This is a genomic window from Pseudoxanthomonas kalamensis DSM 18571, from assembly GCF_010211745.1.
GTDB lineage: Bacteria > Pseudomonadota > Gammaproteobacteria > Xanthomonadales > Xanthomonadaceae > Pseudoxanthomonas_A > Pseudoxanthomonas_A kalamensis.
Map to the genome: position 1 here is coordinate 57,138 of NZ_PDWQ01000007.1, position 19,226 is coordinate 76,363.

At 68.4% G+C, this 19,226-nt stretch carries 19 protein-coding genes; all 19 read left to right on the plus strand.

Features of this window, described 5'->3' with window-relative positions:
* Window positions 1-19 precede the first annotated feature (19 nt).
* The 19 genes from tsf to murB all read left to right on the plus strand — a co-directional run bounded on the left by tsf (window position 20) and on the right by murB (window position 19,223).
* Window positions 20-898: a translation elongation factor Ts gene (gene tsf, locus CSC70_RS13195; protein WP_162457113.1), complete on the plus strand. Its 879-nt coding sequence runs from the start codon at window positions 20-22 to the stop codon at window positions 896-898.
* A gap of 135 nt (window positions 899-1,033) precedes the next feature.
* Window positions 1,034-1,390 carry a cupin domain-containing protein gene (locus CSC70_RS13200; protein ID WP_162457114.1) on the plus strand — a complete coding sequence of 119 codons (357 nt, stop codon included), beginning with the start codon at window positions 1,034-1,036 and terminating at the stop codon, window positions 1,388-1,390.
* A gap of 54 nt (window positions 1,391-1,444) precedes the next feature.
* Entirely contained in the window at window positions 1,445-2,170 is a 726-nt protein-coding gene (pyrH, locus tag CSC70_RS13205; protein WP_162457115.1) for a UMP kinase, read from the plus strand.
* 87 nt (window positions 2,171-2,257) lie between these two features.
* Window positions 2,258-3,175: a cation diffusion facilitator family transporter gene (locus CSC70_RS13210; protein WP_162457116.1), complete on the plus strand. Its 918-nt coding sequence runs from the start codon at window positions 2,258-2,260 to the stop codon at window positions 3,173-3,175.
* 89 nt (window positions 3,176-3,264) lie between these two features.
* Window positions 3,265-3,822 carry a ribosome recycling factor gene (gene frr, locus CSC70_RS13215; RefSeq protein ID WP_162457117.1) on the plus strand — a complete coding sequence of 186 codons (558 nt, stop codon included), beginning with the start codon at window positions 3,265-3,267 and terminating at the stop codon, window positions 3,820-3,822.
* 38 nt (window positions 3,823-3,860) lie between these two features.
* Window positions 3,861-4,607 (plus strand): polyprenyl diphosphate synthase, encoded by a 747-nt coding sequence (gene uppS / locus CSC70_RS13220; protein ID WP_162457118.1) that lies wholly within the window; start codon window positions 3,861-3,863, stop codon window positions 4,605-4,607.
* Window positions 4,604-5,467, plus strand: coding sequence for a phosphatidate cytidylyltransferase (locus CSC70_RS13225; protein ID WP_162457119.1), 864 nt, complete (start codon window positions 4,604-4,606; stop codon window positions 5,465-5,467). The genes uppS and CSC70_RS13225 overlap by 4 nt, the downstream gene beginning before the upstream one ends.
* Entirely contained in the window at window positions 5,464-6,678 is a 1,215-nt protein-coding gene (locus CSC70_RS13230; RefSeq protein WP_162457120.1) for a 1-deoxy-D-xylulose-5-phosphate reductoisomerase, read from the plus strand. Before CSC70_RS13225 ends, CSC70_RS13230 begins: the two co-directional genes overlap by 4 nt.
* Window positions 6,675-8,027, plus strand: coding sequence for an RIP metalloprotease RseP (rseP, locus tag CSC70_RS13235; protein ID WP_162457121.1), 1,353 nt, complete (start codon window positions 6,675-6,677; stop codon window positions 8,025-8,027). Before CSC70_RS13230 ends, rseP begins: the two co-directional genes overlap by 4 nt.
* Window positions 8,028-8,122: 95 nt before the next feature.
* Window positions 8,123-10,603, plus strand: coding sequence for an outer membrane protein assembly factor BamA (bamA, locus tag CSC70_RS13240; protein ID WP_162457122.1), 2,481 nt, complete (start codon window positions 8,123-8,125; stop codon window positions 10,601-10,603).
* A gap of 96 nt (window positions 10,604-10,699) precedes the next feature.
* Complete coding sequence (gene lpxD / locus CSC70_RS13245) at window positions 10,700-11,722, plus strand: UDP-3-O-(3-hydroxymyristoyl)glucosamine N-acyltransferase (protein ID WP_162457123.1); 1,023 nt, start codon at window positions 10,700-10,702, stop codon at window positions 11,720-11,722.
* Window positions 11,719-12,177 (plus strand): 3-hydroxyacyl-ACP dehydratase FabZ, encoded by a 459-nt coding sequence (gene fabZ / locus CSC70_RS13250; RefSeq protein ID WP_162457124.1) that lies wholly within the window; start codon window positions 11,719-11,721, stop codon window positions 12,175-12,177. The genes lpxD and fabZ overlap by 4 nt, the downstream gene beginning before the upstream one ends.
* Before the next feature lie 2 nt (window positions 12,178-12,179).
* Window positions 12,180-12,968, plus strand: coding sequence for an acyl-ACP--UDP-N-acetylglucosamine O-acyltransferase (gene lpxA, locus CSC70_RS13255; protein WP_162457125.1), 789 nt, complete (start codon window positions 12,180-12,182; stop codon window positions 12,966-12,968).
* Window positions 12,968-14,119, plus strand: coding sequence for a lipid-A-disaccharide synthase (lpxB, locus tag CSC70_RS13260; protein ID WP_162457126.1), 1,152 nt, complete (start codon window positions 12,968-12,970; stop codon window positions 14,117-14,119). Before lpxA ends, lpxB begins: the two co-directional genes overlap by 1 nt.
* Entirely contained in the window at window positions 14,116-14,754 is a 639-nt protein-coding gene (rnhB, locus tag CSC70_RS13265) for a ribonuclease HII (protein ID WP_162457127.1), read from the plus strand. Before lpxB ends, rnhB begins: the two co-directional genes overlap by 4 nt.
* 63 nt (window positions 14,755-14,817) lie before the next feature.
* Window positions 14,818-16,350 carry an L-piperidine-6-carboxylate dehydrogenase gene (gene amaB, locus CSC70_RS13270; RefSeq protein ID WP_162457128.1) on the plus strand — a complete coding sequence of 511 codons (1,533 nt, stop codon included), beginning with the start codon at window positions 14,818-14,820 and terminating at the stop codon, window positions 16,348-16,350.
* A gap of 13 nt (window positions 16,351-16,363) precedes the next feature.
* Window positions 16,364-17,131 carry a class I SAM-dependent methyltransferase gene (locus CSC70_RS13275; RefSeq protein WP_162457129.1) on the plus strand — a complete coding sequence of 256 codons (768 nt, stop codon included), beginning with the start codon at window positions 16,364-16,366 and terminating at the stop codon, window positions 17,129-17,131.
* A complete protein-coding gene (locus CSC70_RS13280) occupies window positions 17,128-18,186 on the plus strand; it encodes a quinone-dependent dihydroorotate dehydrogenase (RefSeq protein ID WP_162457130.1) in 1,059 nt (352 codons plus the stop codon). Before CSC70_RS13275 ends, CSC70_RS13280 begins: the two co-directional genes overlap by 4 nt.
* Window positions 18,183-19,223, plus strand: a complete 1,041-nt coding sequence (gene murB, locus CSC70_RS13285) for a UDP-N-acetylmuramate dehydrogenase (protein ID WP_162457131.1) — start codon at window positions 18,183-18,185, stop codon at window positions 19,221-19,223. Before CSC70_RS13280 ends, murB begins: the two co-directional genes overlap by 4 nt.
* The last annotated feature ends 3 nt before the right edge of the window (window positions 19,224-19,226 follow it).

Sequence of the window (19,226 nt, forward strand, 5' to 3'; positions counted from 1 at the left end):
TTCAATTCGAGGTTTACCCATGGCTGAAATCACCGCTTCCCTGGTCAAGGAACTGCGCGAGCGCACCGGCGCCGGCATGATGGAGTGCAAGAAGGCACTCACCGAAAGCAACGGCGACATCGACGCCGCCGCCGAGGCGCTGCGCAAGTCCGGTCTGGCCAAGGCCGACAAGAAGGCCGGCCGCGTGGCCGCCGAGGGCCGCATCGCCGTGGCCCAGGACGGCGGCACCGCCGTGCTGGTCGAGATCAACTCCGAAACCGACTTCGTCGCCAACGACGCCAACTTCAAGGCGTTCACCGATGCCGTCGCCCAGGCCGCGCTGGCCTCCGGCGCCGCCGACGTCGAAGCGCTGAAGGCAGCCAAGCTGGCTTCCGGCGAGACAGTCGAGGAAGCACGCGCCGCTGCCATCGCCAAGCTGGGCGAGAACATGCAGATCCGCCGCCTGGTCCGCATCCAGAGCAGCAACAACGTGGCCGCCTACGTCCACGGCGGCAAGATCGGCGTGCTGGTCGAGCTGGCCGGCGGCGACGCCGAACTGGCCCGCGGCCTGGCCATGCACGTGGCAGCGATGAACCCACCGCACAACAAGGCTTCCGACGTGCCGGCCGAGTTCGTGGCCAAGGAAAAGGAAATCGAGCTGGCCAAGATGTCCGACAAGGACAAGAACAAGCCGGCCGACATCCTCGAGAAGATCATCAGCGGCAAGATCAACAAGATCGTCAACGAGGTCACCTTGTACGGCCAGCCGTACGTGCTGGATACCAACCAGACCGTCGAAGCCGCGGTCAAGGCCGCCGGTGCCGACGTGGTCGGCTTCCAGCGCCTGGCCGTGGGCGAAGGCATCGAGAAGGTGGTCGAGGATTACGCCGCCGAAGTCGCCAAGGCGATGCAGGTCTGATCGTCGCAACGACGGATGCACCGGAAAGGCCGCGGGAAACCGCGGCCTTTCGCTTTTCCGCCACTGGCCTGAGGCAGATGGACAGCCCGCGTCGCCCGCCCGCATAGTGGCGGCCGTTCCGACAGGGAGTCGCCCATGCCTTCGATCACCCGCATCCCGCACCATGCCGACGATGCCGCACGCGAGGCCGTCGCGCCCGAGCGGCTGCTTTCCGGACGCCCGCAGCAGGCCGTCGCCAACCTCTATTCCGACCCCGGCAATGCCTTCCACTGCGGCGTCTGGGAAGGCGATCCCGGCGCCTGGCGTGTGCAGTACAGCGAGCACGAGTTCTGCCACCTGCTGTCCGGCCGCGTGCGGATGACGGCCGACGACGGCGACGAAGTCGTGCTCGCCGCCGGCGACAGCTTCGTCATCCCGGCCGGCTACTGCGGCGTGTGGGAAGTGCTGGAACCGGCGCGCAAGCTGTACGCCGTCTACGAACCCGCCAGCTGACGCTGCCCCCGGCGCTCGGCTAGAATTGCGCATCCAAACCGCACCGGGCCGACCATGAACTCCCCCCTCGCCTATCGCCGCGTCCTGCTCAAGTTGTCCGGCGAGGCGTTGATGGGCAACGAGGACTACGGCATCGACCCCAAGGTCATCGGTCGGCTGGCGCGGGAAATCATCGAGGTACAGCAGGCCGGGGCCGAAGTGGCCTTGGTCATCGGCGGCGGCAACATCTTCCGCGGCGCCGGACTGGCCGCCGGCGGCATGGACCGGGTGACCGGCGACCAGATGGGCATGCTGGCCACGGTGATCAACGCGCTGGCCATGCAGGACGCGCTGGAGAAGCTGGGCGCGCGGGTGCGGGTGATGAGCGCGATCAAGATCAACGACGTGTGCGAGGACTACATCCGCCGGCGCGCGATCCGCCATCTGGAAAAGGGCCGCATCGCCATCTTCGCCGCCGGTACCGGCAACCCGTTCTTCACCACCGATTCCGGCGCGGCGCTGCGCGCGATCGAGATCGGCGCCGACCTGCTGCTGAAGGCCACCAAGGTCGACGGCGTCTACGATGCCGATCCGAAAAAGGTGCCCGACGCCAAGCGCTTCGACAGCTTGAGCTACGACGAAGTCATCGCCCGCAACCTGCAGGTCATGGACACCGCCGCCTTCGCCCTGTGCCGCGACAGCGACATGCCGCTGCGCATCTTCGACATGGACCAGCCCGGCGCGCTGAAGCGCATCCTGCAGGGCGAGGCCATCGGCACCCTGGTCAAGGGCCGCGGCTGAGCCAGCGCTCTTTTCCCGGCTTTCGCGCCGGCGGCTTCGCATCTCCCTGTGATTGTGTCCGCTGCGTCTCGGCGGCATGCTGAGCGCATGGGACATTCGCATCACGGACACCACGGCCACGCGCACGGCTCGGCCACGCGCGCCTTCGCCGCGGTCACCCTGATCAATCTGGCCTACACCGCACTGGAAGCCGGCTACGGCTTCTGGACCAATTCGCTGGCATTGCTGTCGGACGCCCTGCACAACCTCGGCGACGTGCTCGGCCTTGGCCTGGCCTGGGGGGCCGCGGTGCTGGCCAAGCGCCAGCCGACGCCGCGGCACACCTATGGCTGGCGGCGGGCCACCCTGCTGTCGCCGCTGGCCAACGCCATCCTGCTGATGGTGTTCTCCGGCGCGCTGGGCTGGGAGGCGATCCGCCGCTTCAGCGCGCCACCGTCGATTCCCGCCCTGCCGGTGATCGTGGTCGCCGCGATCGGCATCGCCGTCAATCTGGGCGCGGCCTGGTTGATGCGCGACGGCCACAGCCACGACCTCAACAAGCGCGGCGCCTTCCTGCACCTGATGGCCGACGCCGCGGTCTCGCTGGCCGCGGTGCTGGCCGGCGCCGGCATGCTGGCTTTCGGCTGGTCGTGGCTGGACCCGCTGACCGCGGTACTGGTCGGCGTGGTGATCGCGGTCGGCACCTTCGGCCTGCTGCGCGACAGCTTCAACGCCGCCATGGATGCAGTGCCGGGCGGTCTGGACCACGCCGAGGTCGAAGCCTTCCTGGTCGCGCAACCGGGCGTGCAAACGGTCCACCACCTGCACATCTGGCCGCTGGGCGCCGGCGAAATCGCCCTGACCGCGCATCTGATCCGACCCTCGACCGACGACCACGACAGTTTCATCGATGCCGCGACCCGGGCGCTGGAACAGCGCTTCGGCATCAATCACCCGACCCTGCAGATCGAACACGGCGGCCATTGCGCGCACGATCTGCACGATGCTGCGCCGCACGCGCACTGAACCCGACCCGGCGGCAAACCGGTGCCGGGCCCGCTTCCGGTGGGGTTCGCCTATAATCCCGCGATTACGTCAGCAGTGCGGAAACGGGCATGATCAACGAAATCAAGAGTGATGCGCAGGCGCGCATGGGCAAGAGCATCGAGGCGCTGCGCCACAATCTGGTCAAGATCCGCACCGGCCGCGCCTCCACCGGCCTGGTCGACACCATCCGGGTCAACGCCTACGGCAGCGACGCGCCGTTGTCGCAGGTGGCCTCGGTCGCGGTCAGCGACAGCCGCTCGCTGACTATCACCCCGTGGGACAAGACCATGGTGGCGCCGATCGAGAAGGCCATCCTCGGTTCCGACCTGGGACTGACCCCCAACACCGCCGGCACCACGATCCGCCTGAACCTGCCGCCGCTGACCGAAGAACGCCGCCGCGAGCTGTCCAAGGTCGTGCATGGCGAAGGCGAGGAAACCAAGGTCGCCATCCGCAACATCCGCCGCGACGCCAATCAGCAGATCAAGGACCTGCTGAAGGAAAAGTCGGTCACCGAGGACGAAGTGCGCCGCGGCGAAGACGACGTGCAGAAGATCACCGACAAGGCGATCAAGGACGTCGACGATGTGGTCAAGGCCAAGGAACAGGAGCTGATGGCGGTCTGAACCGGGCCGCAGCAGCCCGCGACGCACCGACCGCCTCCATGCCCGATATCGTCATCCCGCGCCACCTGGCCGTGATCATGGACGGCAACGGCCGCTGGGCCGAACGCCGCCACCGCCCGCGCATGATCGGCCACCGTGCCGGCGCGCGTGCGGTCAATGTCTGCATCGACTTCTGCCTGCAGCGCGGGATCGAGGTGCTGACCCTGTTCGCCTTCTCCAGCGAAAACTGGAAACGGCCGGAAGAGGAAGTCGGCGCGCTGATGAAGCTGTTCCTCAACGCGCTGGAACGCGAAGTGGACGAACTGCACCGGCGCGGGGTGCGGGTGCGCTTCATCGGCGAACGCGAACGCTTCGCCGCACCGATCCGCGAACGCATGGCCGCCGCCGAAGCGCTGACCGCCGGCAATGCGCGACTGACCCTGGCCATTGCCGCCAGCTACGGTGGCCGCCAGGACATCGCCGCGGCCGCGCGCGCGCTGGCCGCCGAGGTCGCCGGCGGCCGGCTGCGCGTCGAGGATATCGACGAGGCCGCCGTCGATGCGCGCACCGCGCTGGCCGACCTGCCCGCGCCGGACCTGTTCATCCGCACCGGCGGCGACCACCGCATCAGCAACTTCCTGCTGTGGCAGCTGGCCTACACCGAGTTGTGGTTCACCGAAACCCTGTGGCCGGACCTGGACGCCTCGGTGCTGCAACAGGCGCTGGACGACTTCGCCGGACGCGAGCGCCGCTTCGGCCTGACCGGCGCCCAGCTGGCGCAGAACCGCGAAGGAACTCCCGCATGACCCGTACCCGCGTACTGGCCGCACTGGTCATGGCGCCGTTCGCGATCGCCGCGATCCTGCTGCTGCCGACCGCCTGGCTGGCCGCACTGGCCGCCGTCGCCCTGCTATTGGCGCTGTGGGAATGGTTCCGCCTGGCCGAGATCGACGACACCCTGTCGCGCACCGTGCTGCTGGCGGCCAATGCGCTGCTGATGGCCCTGCTGGTCTGGGCTTCGGCCGGGTCGCTGGTGCTGCTGCAGATCGTCGCCCTGGTCGGCGTGGGATGGTGGCTGCTGGCCCTGCTGTGGCTGCGCGGCTACGGCTTCGCCTCCAACCACGAGACCTGGGCGCGGGCGTTCAAGCTGGCGGCAGGCACGCTGGCGATCCTGCCGGCCTGGTGCGCACTGGCGCTGATCCACGCACAGGACCCGCAGCCGCTGTGGGGGCCGGTGCGCGAAGGCCACCTGTGGCTGCTGACCGCGCTGGCGATCGTCTGGGCCGCCGACAGCGGCGCCTATTTCGCCGGGATGAAGTTCGGCGGCCAGTGGTTCGGCAGCCGCCGGCTGGCGCCGCGGATCAGTCCGAACAAGACCCTGGAAGGCCTGCTCGGCGGCCTGCTGACCGCCATCGTGGTCGGCCTGTTGCTGGCGGCGCTGTGTGGCGCCAGCGCGGCGCAGATGCCGGCCGTGGCCCTGCTGGCCGCGGTCACCGCGCTGTTCTCGGTGATCGGCGACCTGTTCGAGAGCCTGCTCAAGCGCCACGCCGGGGTCAAGGATTCGGGCCAGCTGATCCCGGGCCACGGTGGCGTGCTGGACCGCCTGGACGGGGTGCTGGCTGCACTGCCGGTGTTCGCCATCGGCAAGGAGCTGCTGGGCTTGTGACCGCCGCCGTCGCTACCGTCGAGTCCGGCAACGGCCGCCGCCGGGTCGCGGTGCTGGGCGCCACCGGCTCGATCGGCGCCAGCGCGCTGGACGTGATCGCCCGCCATCCGCAGCACTTCGAGGTCGCGGTACTGGCGGCCGGGAGCAACGTGCCAGCGCTTCTGGCCCTGTGCGTGAAGCACCGGCCGGCGCATGCGGTGATCGCCAATCCGGCCGCCCATGCCGAACTGGCCGACGGCTTGCGTCAGGCCGGCCTGCCCACCCTCGCCCATGCCGGCGAAGCGGCGATGGCCGAACTGGCCGCCAGCGACGCCTGCGACACCGTGGTCGCCGCCATCGTCGGTGCCGCTGGCCTGCCTTCGACCCTGGCCGCCGCCCGCGCCGGCAAGCGCCTGCTGCTGGCCAACAAGGAATCACTGGTGCTGGCCGGCGAGCTGGTCATTGCCGCCGCGGCCACCAGCGGCGCCGAAATCGTGCCGATCGACAGCGAACACAACGCCATCTTCCAGTGCCTGCGTTCACGCCAGGCTCAGGGCGACGTCCGCCGGATCGTGCTGACCGCCTCCGGCGGCCCATTCCGCGGCCGCCCCCGCGCCGAACTGGAGACCGTCACCCCGGCGCAGGCAGTGGCGCACCCGCGCTGGTCGATGGGCCCGAAGATTTCGGTCGATTCGGCCACGCTGATGAACAAGGGCCTGGAGGTGATCGAGGCCCACCACCTGTTCGGGCTGCCGGATGCGCGCCTGAACGTGCTGGTGCACCCGCAGAGCCTGGTCCATGCCCTGGTCGAATTCGTCGACGGCTCCACCCTGGCCCAGCTGGGCCTGCCGGACATGCGCACCGCGCTGGCGGTCGGCCTGGGCTGGCCGCAGCGGATCGAATCCGGGGTCTCCGGGCTGGACCTGCTGGCCCAAGGGCGGCTGGATTTCGAGCCCCCGGACACCGACGCCTTCCCCTGCCTGCGACTGGCGCGGCAGGCGCTGGTCGCTGGCGGCACCGCCCCGGCCGTGCTGAATGCCGCCAACGAAGTGGCTGTTTCAGCCTTTCTTCAGGGGCGGATAGGTTTCCTAGCCATTCCCGCGCTGGTCGAACAGACGCTTGCGGCGATGCCGGCGACCGCCGCGCCGTCGCTGGACGCCCTGCTCGAAACCGATGCGCAGGCCCGCCGAACCTGTTCCCGACTGATCGATCGCGCCCCTGTCCACGCATGAGTGAAATCGCTGGCTCAATCTGGTGGATGCTGGTGGCGCTGGGAGTGCTGGTCACCTTCCACGAATTCGGCCACTACTGGGTCGCCCGCCGCTGCGGGGTGAAGGTACTGCGCTTCTCGGTCGGTTTCGGCAAGCCGCTGTGGTCGCGCCGCGACCGCCACGGCACCGAGTTCGCGATCGCCGCGCTGCCGCTGGGCGGCTACGTGAAAATGCTGGACGAGAACGAAGGCGACGTGCCCGCCGACCAGCTCGGCCAGGCCTTCAACCGCAAGCCGGTGCTGCAGCGGATCGCGGTGGTCGCCGCCGGGCCGATCGCCAACCTGCTGCTGTGCGTAGCCCTGCTGTGGGCGATGTTCGTGATCGGCAAGCAGGACTATTCGGCCACCATCGGCCAGACCCAGGGCCTGGCCGCCGAGGCCGGCTTCCGCAGCGGCGAGCGCGTGCTGCAGGTCGGCGACCGACTGACCGATACCGCAGGCGAGGCCGCCATCGCGCTGACCAAGGCCGCGATCGACCATCAGGACGTGCGGGTGAAGGTGGAATCGGCCGATGGCGACACCTATTTGCGCGAGCTGCCGCTGTCGCGGCTGCCGGCCGGTTTCGATCAGGAAAATGTTGTCGCCCTGGCCGGGCTGGATTGGTGGTACCGGGTGCAGCCGGCGATCGTCGACACGGTTGCGCCCGAGGGGCCGGCCGCGGGCCTGGTCCAGCCCGGCGACACCGTGGTCGCGGTCGATGGCGAGCGGATCGACAGCTGGAAGGATTTCCTCGACCAGGTCGCGGCGCTGGTGCAGCGTGGCGGCGAAGCCATGATCGAGGTCGAGCGTGACGGTGAGCGCCACGCCTTCCCGATGCAACCGCGGCAGCTGACCCAAGCCAATGGCGAACCCTACCTGGGGCTGGGTATCGGCACCCGCGCGATCCAGCAGCCGCACGACACCACCCTGCGCCACGGGCCGCTGGCGGCGATCCCCGCCGCCTTCCGCGAGACCGGCCGGATGGCTTCCGACACCCTGGGCATGATCCGCCGCATGCTGACCGGCGCGGCCTCGGTCAAGAACATCTCCGGCCCCATCACCATCGCCCGCGTGGCCAACGTCAGCGCCAAGCTCGGGGTGGACTGGTTCCTGTGGTTCCTGGCCGCGATCTCGCTGAGCCTGGCCATCATCAACCTGCTGCCGATCCCGGTCTTGGACGGCGGGCACCTGCTGTATTACCTTATCGAGTTGGTCAAGGGCAGCCCGTTGAGCGAGCGCAGCATGATCGCCGGGCAGTATCTGGGCCTGGCCATGCTTGCCGGTTTGATGGGACTGGCGTTCTACAACGACATCCTCCGCCTGGTGACCTGATGCTTCGCAAGTTCCTGTTTTCCCTGCCCCCGCGCGAAACGCGGACGGCGCCCCGGTCACCCCTACCCCGCCGTCCCGGCCCATCGGAAGTGAAGATGACGCGATTGCCTGCCCGCCACCTGCTCGCCCTTGCCCTGGCCTCGGCCATCGTCGCACCGGCATGGGCCCAGACGGCGGACCCCGCACCGGCCAGCGAAACCGGCACGTTCACCGTCAGCGACATCCGCATCGACGGCGTGCAACGCATCTCGGCCGGCACCGTGCTGACCTATCTGCCGATCGAGCGCGGCGATGTCGTCACTTCCGCGCGGGTCGGCGACGCGATCCGCGCGCTGTACAGGACCGGCTTCTTCGAGGATGTCCGGCTCGACCGCCAGGGCAGCATCCTGGTCGTGACGGTGACCGAACGCCCGGCGATCAACAAGCTGACCCTGAGCGGCAACAAGGACATCAAGACCGAGGAACTGACCAAGGGCCTGGCCGACATCGGTCTGGCCGAAGGCGAGACCTTCGATCGCCTGGCCCTGGACCGGGTTACCCAGGAACTGACCCGCCAGTACAACAACCGCGGCAAGTACAACGTCGAGATCAATCCGACCGTGTCGCCGCTGGACCGCAACCGCGTCGACATCACCATCGCCGTCAAGGAGGGCAAGGCAGCCAAGATCCGCCACGTCAACCTGGTCGGCACCGACCGCTTCGAGAACGAGGACATCCTCGACAGTTGGGAGTCGAAGGAGCACAACTGGCTGTCCTGGTACCGCCGCGACGACCAGTATTCGAAGGAAAAACTGTCCGGCGACATCGAGAAGCTCAACTCGTGGTACCTGGACCGCGGCTATGTCGACTTCAGCCTGGACAGCACCCAGGTTTCGATCAGCCCCGACAAGCGCGACATGTTCATCAGCGCCGGCATCACCGAGGGCCAGCAGTACACGATCTCCGACGTCAAGGTCACCGGCGACACCGTGCTGCCGGTCGAGAACGTCGAACGCATGGTGATCGTCAAGCCCGGGCAGATCTTCTCCCGGCAGCTGCTGGAAATCACCTCCAACGGCATCACCGCGACCCTGGGCAACATCGGCTACGCCTTCTCCCAGGTCAATCCGATCCCGACCATCGACCGCGACAAGCGCACGGTCGGCATCAACTTCCAGGTCGTGCCCGGTCCGCGCGTGAACGTGCGCCGGATCATGTTCAAGGGCAATTCGCGCACCGCCGACGAAGTGTTGCGCCGCGAAATGCGCCAGTTCGAAGGCAGCTGGTATTCGCAGGTGGCCATCGACCGCTCGAAGATCCGCCTGCAGCGGCTGGGCTACTTCGAGACCGTGGACGTCGAGACCAAGCCGGTCCCCGGCAGCAACGACCAGGTCGACGTGGTGTTCAACGTCAAGGAAACCACTTCGGGCAGTTTCGTGTTCGGCCTGGGTTATTCGCAACTGTCGGGTCTGACCACCTCGATCCAGCTGTCGCAGAACAACTTCCTCGGCAGCGGCAACCGGGTCTCGGTGGAAGCGCAGCGCAGCGACTACCTGCAGCGCTACTCGTTCTCCTACATGAACCCGTTCTTCACCGACGAAGGCATGCAGCTAGGTTACAACCTGTGGTGGCGCGAGTTCGACTATTCGGACTACAACACCGCACAGTACTCCACCACCAGCGGCGCTGCGCAGGGCGTGTTCGGCCTGCCGATCAGCGAGACCGACAGCATCTCGCTGCTGTTCGGCATCGACTTCAACGAAATCCTGACCTACCCCGGCTCCACGCCGCAGTCGATCATCGATTACGTCGACGCGTTCGGCCAGCGCACCTTCCACGCATGGCGCACCGAAGCCGGCTGGGCACGCGACACCCGCAACGACTACTTCATGCCGACCCGCGGCACCTACCAGCGGGTCTCGGCCGAAATCACCCTGCCCGGTTCGACCGCCGAGTACTGGAAACTCAACTACGAGTTCTCCAAGTACTGGCCGGTCAACACCTGGCTGGTGCTCAATACACGCGCCGAGCTGGGCTACGGCGACAGCTACGGCAGCGATGTCACCCGCAACATCTGCTGGACCGCATCGACCACGGTGGACACCGACGGCGATGGCGTCGTCGACACCGTCGTGCCCGGCGCCGATCCGACCGACCCCTGCCTGACCGACTCGCCGGACTACGTGAAGACCGTCACCGCCACCGGTCTGCCGTTCTTCGAGAACTTCTACGCCGGCGGCACCCGCTCGGTGCGCGGCTTCCGCGACAACACCCTGGGGCCGCGCTCGGAACCGACCAGCTATTACAGCTACGGCCAGGTGCTGGGCGGTTCGTTGAAGACCGTCGGCGCGATCGAAGCGTATTTTCCCAAGCTGTTCGATTCGAACGCTGCGCGCGTCTCGGCCTTCGTCGATTTCGGCAACGTCTATGACGGCTGGGACAACTTCGATGCCGGCGAACTGCGCGCCTCGGCCGGCGTGGCCTTGCTGTGGCGTGCCCCGGTCGGGCCGATCTCGATCAGCTACGCCCTCCCGCTGCGCAAGAAGGACGGCGACGAGATCGAACGCCTGCAGTTCACCTTCGGCGGCGCGTTCTGATCCGCGGAACATACGCAGGCGTCCGGATACGGGCGCCTCGATCTTCGTCTCCTGCCTGACCTTCAAACGGTCGGCGAGCCGTTAGACTACGCAGCCGTGAACGCCTTCCAGACCACTGCCGACGAACTGGCCGAGCGCTTCGGCCTGACCGTGCGCGGCGACGGCGGCGCCATCATCCGTGGCGTCGCCACGCTGGCCCACGCCGGCGAAGCCGATCTGGCCTTCCTCGCCAACCCGCGCTACCGCGGCCAGCTGGCCGAGAGCCGGGCTGCGGTCGTGGTGCTGCGCGAAGACGACGCCGATGTCGCCCCGCGCACGGCGCTGATCGCACGGGACCCCTATGTGGCCTTCGCCAGGATCGCCGCGCTGTTCGAGCCGGTTGCCGTACGCCCGCTGGGCATCCATCCGAGCGCGGTCATCGACCCCGACGCCGATGTCTCCCCCGATGCGCATATCGGCCCCTTCGTCAGCATCGGCGCTCGCAGCCGTATCGGCGCCGGCTGCACGATCGGTCCCGGCTGCACGATCGGCGAGGACTGCGAGGTCGGCGACGGCAGCGAACTGATCGCGCGCGTCACCCTGGTCACCCGCGTGCAATTGGGCAAGCGCGTGCGCATCCATCCCGGAGCCGTGCTCGGCGCCGACGGATTCGGCTTGGCGATGGAGGCCGGTCACTGGATCAAGGTGCCGCAACTCGGCGGCGTGAGGGTCGGCGACGATTGCGAAATCGGTGCCAATACCTGTATCGACCGCGGCGCGCTGGAAGACACCGTGCTGGACGAGGATGTGCGCCTGGACAACCTGATCCAGATCGGCCACAACGTTCAGATCGGCGCACATACCGCGATGGCCGGCTGCTCGGCTGCCGCCGGCAGCGCGAAGATCGGTCGTTACTGCCTGATCGGCGGCGCCGCCGGCGTGCTGGGACATCTGGAGATCTGCGACAAGGTCGTCGTCACCGCGATGTCGCTGGTGACCAGCTCGATACGCGAACCCGGCGAATACTCGTCCGGGACGCCGTTGACCGACAACCACAGCTGGCGCAAGAACGCCGCACGCTTCAAGCAACTCGATTCGATGGCCAGGCAACTGCATGGCCTGCGCAGGGAGGAAAAATGACCGAAACACTCGAGCTGCCGATCGACATCGGCAGGATCCAGCACGTATTGCCGCACCGCTACCCGTTCCTGCTGGTCGACCGCGTGGTCGAAATGGAGCCGTTCAAGCGGATCGTCGCGCACAAGAATGTCAGCATCAACGAACCGTTCTTCCAGGGGCACTTCCCCGAGAAACCGGTCATGCCCGGCGTGCTGGTGATCGAATCGCTGGCCCAGGCCGGCGGCGTGCTGACCCAGATCTCGCGCAACACCTGCTGCTCGGACCGGCTGTTCTATCTGGTCAAGATCAACGAGGTGCGCTTCTCGCGCATGGTCGTTCCCGGCGACGTGCTGGAACTGCACGTGGAAATCAAGCGCGTGATCCGCAACATGACCCTGTACGTCGGCGTGGCCAAGGTCGACGGCAACGAAGTCGCCCGCGCCGAGATACTCTGCGCGGAAATGGACAAGGAGTAGGCGTGAGTACGGTCGCCGGCATCCATCCGACTGCCGTGATCGACCCCGGCGCCCGCCTCGGCCGGGACGTCGGTGTCGGCGCGTTCACTTTGATCGGCGCCGAGGTCGAGATCGGCGACGGCTGCGTCATCGGCCCGTATTGCAGCATCACCGGCCCGACCCGGATCGGCCGCGGCAACCGCATCATCGGCCACGCCGCGATCGGTGGCGACCCGCAGGACAAGAAGTTCCGTGGCGAACGGGTCGAACTGGTGATCGGCGACGACAACCTGATCCGCGAATTCGTCACCATCAATCGCGGTACCGGCGACGGTGGTGGCGTCACCCGGGTCGGCAACGACAACTGGCTGCTGGCCTACACCCACATCGCGCACGACTGCGCGGTCGGCGACCATTGCGTGTTTTCCAACAATTCGACCCTGGCCGGGCACGTGACCGTCGGCGACTGGGTCATCCTCAGCGGCTTCGCCGGCGCCCACCAGTTCTGCCGGATCGGCGCGCACGCCTTCCTCGGCAAGAGCGTCCTGATCAGCGGCGACGTACCGCCGTTCACCATGGTCGCCGGCGACGAACACGGCCGCCCGCGCGGGATCAACAGCGAGGGTCTGAAGCGTCGCGGCTTCGACGCCGAACGCATCGCCGCCATCAAGCGCGCCTATCGCACCCTGTACGTGGCCGGGCTGCCGCTGGCGGAAGCCAGGCAGAAGTTGGCCGAACAGGCCGCCGACAGCGACGACGTGCGCTTCCTGCTGGATTTCATCGAAAGCGGCGAGCGGCCGCTGCTGCGCTGATGCCGCGCATCCTGCTGGCGGCTGGCGAGGCCTCCGGCGATGGCCTCGGCAGCGGGCTGATCCGCGCGTTGCGCGAGCGTTTCCCCGATGCCGAATTCGCCGGCATCGGCGGCGACGCAATGCGCGATGCCGGCTGCCAGACCTGGCACGATGCCAGCGAACTGTCGGTGATGGGGCTGGTCGAAGTGCTGCGCCACCTGCCGCGCCTGCTGAAGCTGCGCCGCGAGTTCCGCGAACGCGCGCTGGCGTGGAAACCCGATGTCTTCATCGGCATCGACGCCCCCGATTTCAACCTCGGCGTGGAACGCTGGCTGAAACAGCACGGCGTGCGCACCATGCACTACGTCAGCCCCTCGGTCTGGGCCTGGCGCGAGAAGCGCGCGGCGAAGATCGGGCAAAGCGCCGACCGCGTGCTGTGCCTGTTCCCGATGGAGCCGCCGATCTACGCGCGTCACGGCGTCGATGCGCGCTTCGTTGGCCACCCGATGGCCGATGCCCTGCCGCTGCAGCCCGACCGCGACGCCGCGCGCCAGGCACTGGGCATCGACAGCGACGCCACGGTGCTGGCGGTGCTGCCCGGCAGCCGGCTCGGCGAAGTCGGGCGGCTGGCCGAGGTATTCCTGCAGGCGGCACGCCAGGTCGCCGAGGCGAAGCCCGGTCTGCGCGTGCTGATCCCGGCAGCCAACGCCGACTGCGAGGCGGCCATCGCCCCGCTGCTGACGGCGACCCCGTTCCCGTCGCCGCGACCGCGGCTGCTGTCGGGCCGGGCCCGCGAATGCATGATCGCCGCCGACGCGGTGCTGCTGGCGTCCGGGACCGCCACCCTGGAGGCGATGCTGGCCAAGCGGCCGATGGTGGTCGGTTATCGCATCTCGCCGGCGACCTACCGCATCGTCAAGGCGCTGGGACTGCTGAAGACTGATCGCTATGCCCTGCCCAACGTGCTGGCCGGCGCCGACCTGGCACCGGAGCTGATGCAGGAGGACTGCACCGCCGAGGCGCTGTCCGCGGCGGTGCTGCACTGGCTGTCCGACCCCGGCGCCGTGGCCGGCCTGCAGGCGCGTTACCGGGAACTGCATCTGGCGCTGAAGCAGGACGCCTCGGCACGCGCCGCCGAGGCCGTGGCCGAACTGCTGTCCGCGCCGGGATGAGCGCCGCCATCGGCACCCCCTTGCTGCGCGTGGCCGGTGTCGACGAAGCCGGGCGCGGGCCACTGGCCGGGCCGGTCAGCGTCGCGGCAGTGATCCTGGACCCGGCCCGCCCGATCGAGGGCCTGAACGACTCCAAGAAGCTCGGCGAAGCCCGCCGCGAGGCGCTGTATCCACAAATCGTCGAATGCGCACTGGCCTGGCGCATCGAGTTCGTCGCCGCCGGGGAAATCGACCGCCTCAACATCCTGCAGGCCACCCTGACCGGCATGCGCCGCGCCGTGCAGGCGCTGGATCCGGTCGCGCAGCAGGCATTGATCGACGGCAACAAGGTGCCGCGCGACATGCCCTGCCCGGCCCGCGCCCTGGTCGGCGGCGACGCGCTGGAACCGGCGATCATGGCCGCCTCGATCCTGGCCAAGGTCGCCCGCGACCGCGCCATGCTGCAGTTGCATGCGCAATTCCCGCAGTACGGTTTCGACGCGCACAAGGGCTACCCCACGCCCGCGCACCTGGCGGCGCTGGCCGAACACGGCCCCTGCCCGCAGCACCGGCGCAGCTTCGCGCCGGTCAGGCGGGCGCTGGAAACCTGCACAACCGCCATCCCGCGCCCCGGAGAACAGGCCGGCATCTGGTAAAATTCGCGTTCCACTCCGGCCCCCTGCAACGAATACGGGCCCCGAATCATTCGCGGAGTTTCCATGTCTTCCCAGCTTCTCGAGGCGCTTGGCCTCGCTGCACGCAATTCCGGCACCTATCTCGGCAACGGCGAATGGTCCACGACCACCGACGCCGGCGTGCTGCAATCGATCAACCCCACCACCAACGAGCTGATTGCCGAGGTTCACGCCAGCAGCCCGGCCGACTACGAGAAGATCGTCGAACGCGCCCAGGCCGCGTTCAAGGTCTGGCGCACCACGCCCGCACCGCGCCGCGGCGAGGCGGTGCGCCTGTGCGGGGAAGCGCTGCGCAAGCACAAGGACGCCCTCGGTTCGCTGGTCGCGCTGGAGATGGGCAAGAGCAAGCCCGAAGGCGACGGCGAAGTGCAGGAGATGATCGACATCGCCGATTTCGCCCTCGGCCAGAGCCGCATGCTGTACGGCTACACCATGCACTCCGAGCGCCCCGGCCACCGCATGTACGAGCAGTACCAGCCGCTGGGCCTGGTCGGCATCATCAGCGCGTTCAACTTCCCGGTCGCGGTGTGGGCCTGGAATTCGTTCCTGGCCGCGATCTGCGGCGACATCTGCATCTGGAAGCCGTCCAACAAGACCCCGCTGACCGCCATCGCCAGCATGAAGATCTGCAACGAGGCGCTGAAGGAAGGCGGCTTCCCCGACATCTTCTTCCTGATCAACGACGCCGGCATCGAACTGGCGCAGCAGTTCGTCGACGACATCCGCATCCCGCTGATCAGCTTCACCGGCTCCACCCAGGTCGGCCGCACCGTCGGCGAGCGCGTCGCCCGCCGCATGGGACGCAGCCTGCTGGAACTGGGCGGCAACAACGCCATCATCCTGGACGAAAGCGCCGACCTGAAGCTGGCGGTTCCGGGCATCGTGTTCGGCGCGGTCGGCACCGCCGGCCAGCGCTGCACCACCACCCGCCGCCTGATCGTGCACGAATCGATCCACGACACCGTGCTCGAGACCCTGGTCAAGGCCTACAAGCAGGTCGAAGGCAAGATCGGTGACCCGCTGGACCCGGCCAATCTGATGGGCCCGCTGAACAGCCAGGGCGCCGTGCAGCAGTTCCTGTCGGCGGTCGAGCAGGCCAAGGCCGCCGGCGGCAAGGTCGAGACCGGCGGCGCCGCGTTGGACCGTCCAGGCAACTTCGTGCTGCCGACCATCGTCACCGGACTGAAGAACAGCGACGCCATCGTCCAGCACGAAACCTTCGCCCCGATCCTGTACGTGATGAAGTACAAGACCCTGGACGAAGCCATCGAGATGCAGAACGCCGTGCCGCAGGGACTGTCGTCGGCGATCTTCACCCAGAACCTGAAGTCGGCGGAGAAGTTCCTGTCCGCGGCCGGCAGCGACTGCGGCATCGCCAACGTCAACATCGGCACCAGCGGCGCCGAGATCGGCGGCGCGTTCGGCGGCGAGAAGGACACCGGCGGCGGTCGCGAATCCGGCTCGGACGCCTGGAAGGCCTACATGCGCCGGCAGACCAATACCATCAACTACTCCGACTCGCTGCCGCTGGCACAGGGCATCAAGTTCGACCTCTGACCCCGCGCCGCCGATGAGTCTGGCCCCCACCGAGCGCTTCAGCGACCGCGTCGCCGACTACGTGCGCTTCCGGCCGGACTACCCGGACGCGCTGCTTGCCTGGTTGCGGCAGGCGCACGGCATCGGTCCGGACTGGAAGGTGGCCGACATCGGCGCCGGCACCGGCATCTCCAGCCGGATGTTCCTCGATGGCGGCCACTCGGTGGTCGCGGTGGAGCCCAACGCGGCGATGCGTACCGCGGCGATCGAGTGGCTCGGCGCCGAGCCGGGCTTTTCCGCCATGGACGGCCGCGCCGAGGCCACCGGCCTGGACGACGCCAGCGTCGATCTGGTCAGTGCGGCGCAGGCCTTCCACTGGTTCGACCAGCAGGCGGTCAAGCCCGAATGGCAGCGCATCCTGCGTCCGCACGGACTGGTGGCGGTGTACTGGAATTCGCGCCGGCTGAGCGGCTCGCCGTTCCTGGAAGGCTACGAGCGCCTGCTCGACGAATACGGGCTGGATTATTCCAGCGTGTCCGAACGCTACGGCGACGACGCCCACATGCAGCGCTGGTTCGGCGACGGCCTGCACGGCATGGCCCGCTTCCCGCATGCGCAGCGGCTGGATTTCGACGCCTTGCGCGGCCGCCTGCTGTCGTCCTCGTACGCGCCGCCGGCCGGACATCCGCGCCATGCGCCGATGCTGGCCGCGCTGCGCGAACTGTTCGATGCCACCGCCCGCGACGGCAAGGTGGATTTCGATTACGACACCCGCCTCTTCGTCGGCAGGCCGGCGGCATGAACCCGTATCGCCTTGCCCGCCCGCTGTTGTTCGCGATGGACGCCGAACGCGCCCACGACGCCGGGTTGCGCGCGCTGGAACTGGCCGCGCGCAGCGGCGCCTCGCGGCTGCTGTCGCCGTCGCCACCGGCGATGCCGACCAAGGCGTACGGGCTGGAATTCCCCAATCCGTTCGGCCTGGCCGCAGGCCTGGACAAGAACGGCGAACACATCGATGCGCTGTTCGGCCTGGGCTTCGGCTTCGTCGAGATCGGCACCGTAACCCCGCGCCCGCAGCCCGGCAACCCGAAGCCGCGGATGTTCCGGCTGCCGGCCCAGCGCGCGGTGATCAACCGCATGGGCTTCAACAACGACGGGGTCGAAGCGCTGGTGCGCAACGTCGAACGCGCGCGTCGCCGACGCGGCGTGCTGGGCATCAACATCGGCAAGAACAAGGACACGCCGAACGAACGCGCAGCCGACGATTACCTGACCTGCCTGCAACGGGTCTACCCGTTGGCGGACTACGTCGCCGTCAACATCTCCTCGCCCAATACCGCCGGCCTGCGCGACCTGCAGGAAGCGCAGGCATTGCATGCGCTGATCTCGCGCCTGCGCGAGGCGCAGGAAGCGCTGGCCGCGCAGCACGGCCGCCGGGTGCCAATGCTGGTGAAGGTGGCGCCGGACCTGGGCGATGCCGACATCGACAGCGCCGCCCGCGTCTTCGCCGAACTGGCGGTGGACGGCGTCATCGCCACCAACACCACGGTGGCGCGGATCGGCGTGCAGGGCGCGCCGCATGCCGATGAGGCTGGCGGCCTGTCCGGCGCACCGCTGCTGGGCCAGGCCAACCTGGTGCTGCGCCGGCTGCGCGCGCGGCTGCCGGTGCAGATTCCGCTGATCGGCGTCGGCGGGGTGCTGTCCGGCGCCGATGCGGTGGCCAAGATGGCTGCCGGCGCCAGCCTGGTGCAGTGCTATACCGGCCTGGTCTATCGCGGCCCGCCGCTGATCGCCGAATGCGTCGATGCCATGCGCCGGCGGCGCGAACAGCGCAACGGACCGGTCCGCACACCGTGAGCCCACCCTGGCGCCTGACCCGCGACGCGCCACTGCGCGGCCGCAACACCCTGCATCTGGACGCGACGGCGCCGTGGCTGCTCGAACTCGAACGCGCCGACGCGCTGGCCGACGCGCTGGCCCTACCGCAACTGGCCGGCCGCGACCCCTTGCTGCTCGGCGGCGGCAGCAACCTGCTGTTCGCCGGCGACCCGGACACGGCGGTCGTGACCTTCACGCCGGCGCAGCCGCAACTGCTGCACGACGACGGCGACCACGCCATCGTCCGCGCCGAAGCCGGCGTGCCCTGGCACGCGCTGGTGATGTGGAGCTTGCAGCAAGGCCTGTGCGGATTGGAAAACCTGGCCCTGATCCCCGGCACCGCCGGCGCCGCACCGATCCAGAACATCGGCGCCTACGGCATGGAGGTCGGCGACGTCGTGCTTGCCGTCGAGGCCTGGGATCGCGCAACCAGCGAGCTGGTCCGCTTCGACCGCGAAGCCTGCCGCTTCGGCTACCGCGACAGCCTGTTCAAACAGCAGCCCGGTCGCCACATCCTGACCGCGCTGGAATTGCGACTGCCCCGGCATGCGGTGCCGAAGCTCGGCTATGCCGGCATCGGCGAGGAACTGTCGGCGATGAACATCGACGCGCCGACCGCCGCCGACGTCGCCGAGGCGGTGATCCGCATCCGCAGCCGCAAGCTGCCCGACCCGCACAGGATCGGCAATGCCGGCAGCTTCTTCAAGAATCCGATCGTGCCGCTGGCGCAGGCCGAGGCGCTGCAGGCCGGATTCCCGCGATTGCCGGCCTTCCGCGGCGACAGCGACGATACGCGCAAGCTGTCGGCGGCCTGGATGATCGAAGCCTGCGGATGGAAGGGCCGCCGCGACGGCGATGCCGGAGTCTCCGCCGACCACGCGCTGGTGCTGGTCAATCACGGTCATGCCCGCGGCGCGCAGATACTGACACTGGCGCGGCGCATCGCCGCTTCGGTCGAGCAGCGCTTCGGCGTGAGGCTGGAGCCGGAACCTCGCATCATCGGCGATAGCTGGTGAGCA

Bases quoted from the DNA above. Each gene is read 5' to 3' on its own strand.
- tsf (WP_162457113.1), top strand. From the start codon at position 20: ATGGCTGAAATCACCGCTTCCCTGGTCAAGGAACTGCGCGAGCGCACC.
- CSC70_RS13200 (WP_162457114.1), top strand. From the start codon at position 1,034: ATGCCTTCGATCACCCGCATCCCGCACCATGCCGACGATGCCGCACGC.
- pyrH (WP_162457115.1), top strand. From the start codon at position 1,445: ATGAACTCCCCCCTCGCCTATCGCCGCGTCCTGCTCAAGTTGTCCGGC.
- CSC70_RS13210 (WP_162457116.1), top strand. From the start codon at position 2,258: ATGGGACATTCGCATCACGGACACCACGGCCACGCGCACGGCTCGGCC.
- frr (WP_162457117.1), top strand. From the start codon at position 3,265: ATGATCAACGAAATCAAGAGTGATGCGCAGGCGCGCATGGGCAAGAGC.
- uppS (WP_162457118.1), top strand. From the start codon at position 3,861: ATGCCCGATATCGTCATCCCGCGCCACCTGGCCGTGATCATGGACGGC.
- CSC70_RS13225 (WP_162457119.1), top strand. From the start codon at position 4,604: ATGACCCGTACCCGCGTACTGGCCGCACTGGTCATGGCGCCGTTCGCG.
- rseP (WP_162457121.1), top strand. From the start codon at position 6,675: ATGAGTGAAATCGCTGGCTCAATCTGGTGGATGCTGGTGGCGCTGGGA.
- bamA (WP_162457122.1), top strand. From the start codon at position 8,123: ATGACGCGATTGCCTGCCCGCCACCTGCTCGCCCTTGCCCTGGCCTCG.
- fabZ (WP_162457124.1), top strand. From the start codon at position 11,719: ATGACCGAAACACTCGAGCTGCCGATCGACATCGGCAGGATCCAGCAC.
- lpxB (WP_162457126.1), top strand. From the start codon at position 12,968: ATGCCGCGCATCCTGCTGGCGGCTGGCGAGGCCTCCGGCGATGGCCTC.
- rnhB (WP_162457127.1), top strand. From the start codon at position 14,116: ATGAGCGCCGCCATCGGCACCCCCTTGCTGCGCGTGGCCGGTGTCGAC.
- amaB (WP_162457128.1), top strand. From the start codon at position 14,818: ATGTCTTCCCAGCTTCTCGAGGCGCTTGGCCTCGCTGCACGCAATTCC.
- CSC70_RS13275 (WP_162457129.1), top strand. From the start codon at position 16,364: ATGAGTCTGGCCCCCACCGAGCGCTTCAGCGACCGCGTCGCCGACTAC.
- CSC70_RS13280 (WP_162457130.1), top strand. From the start codon at position 17,128: ATGAACCCGTATCGCCTTGCCCGCCCGCTGTTGTTCGCGATGGACGCC.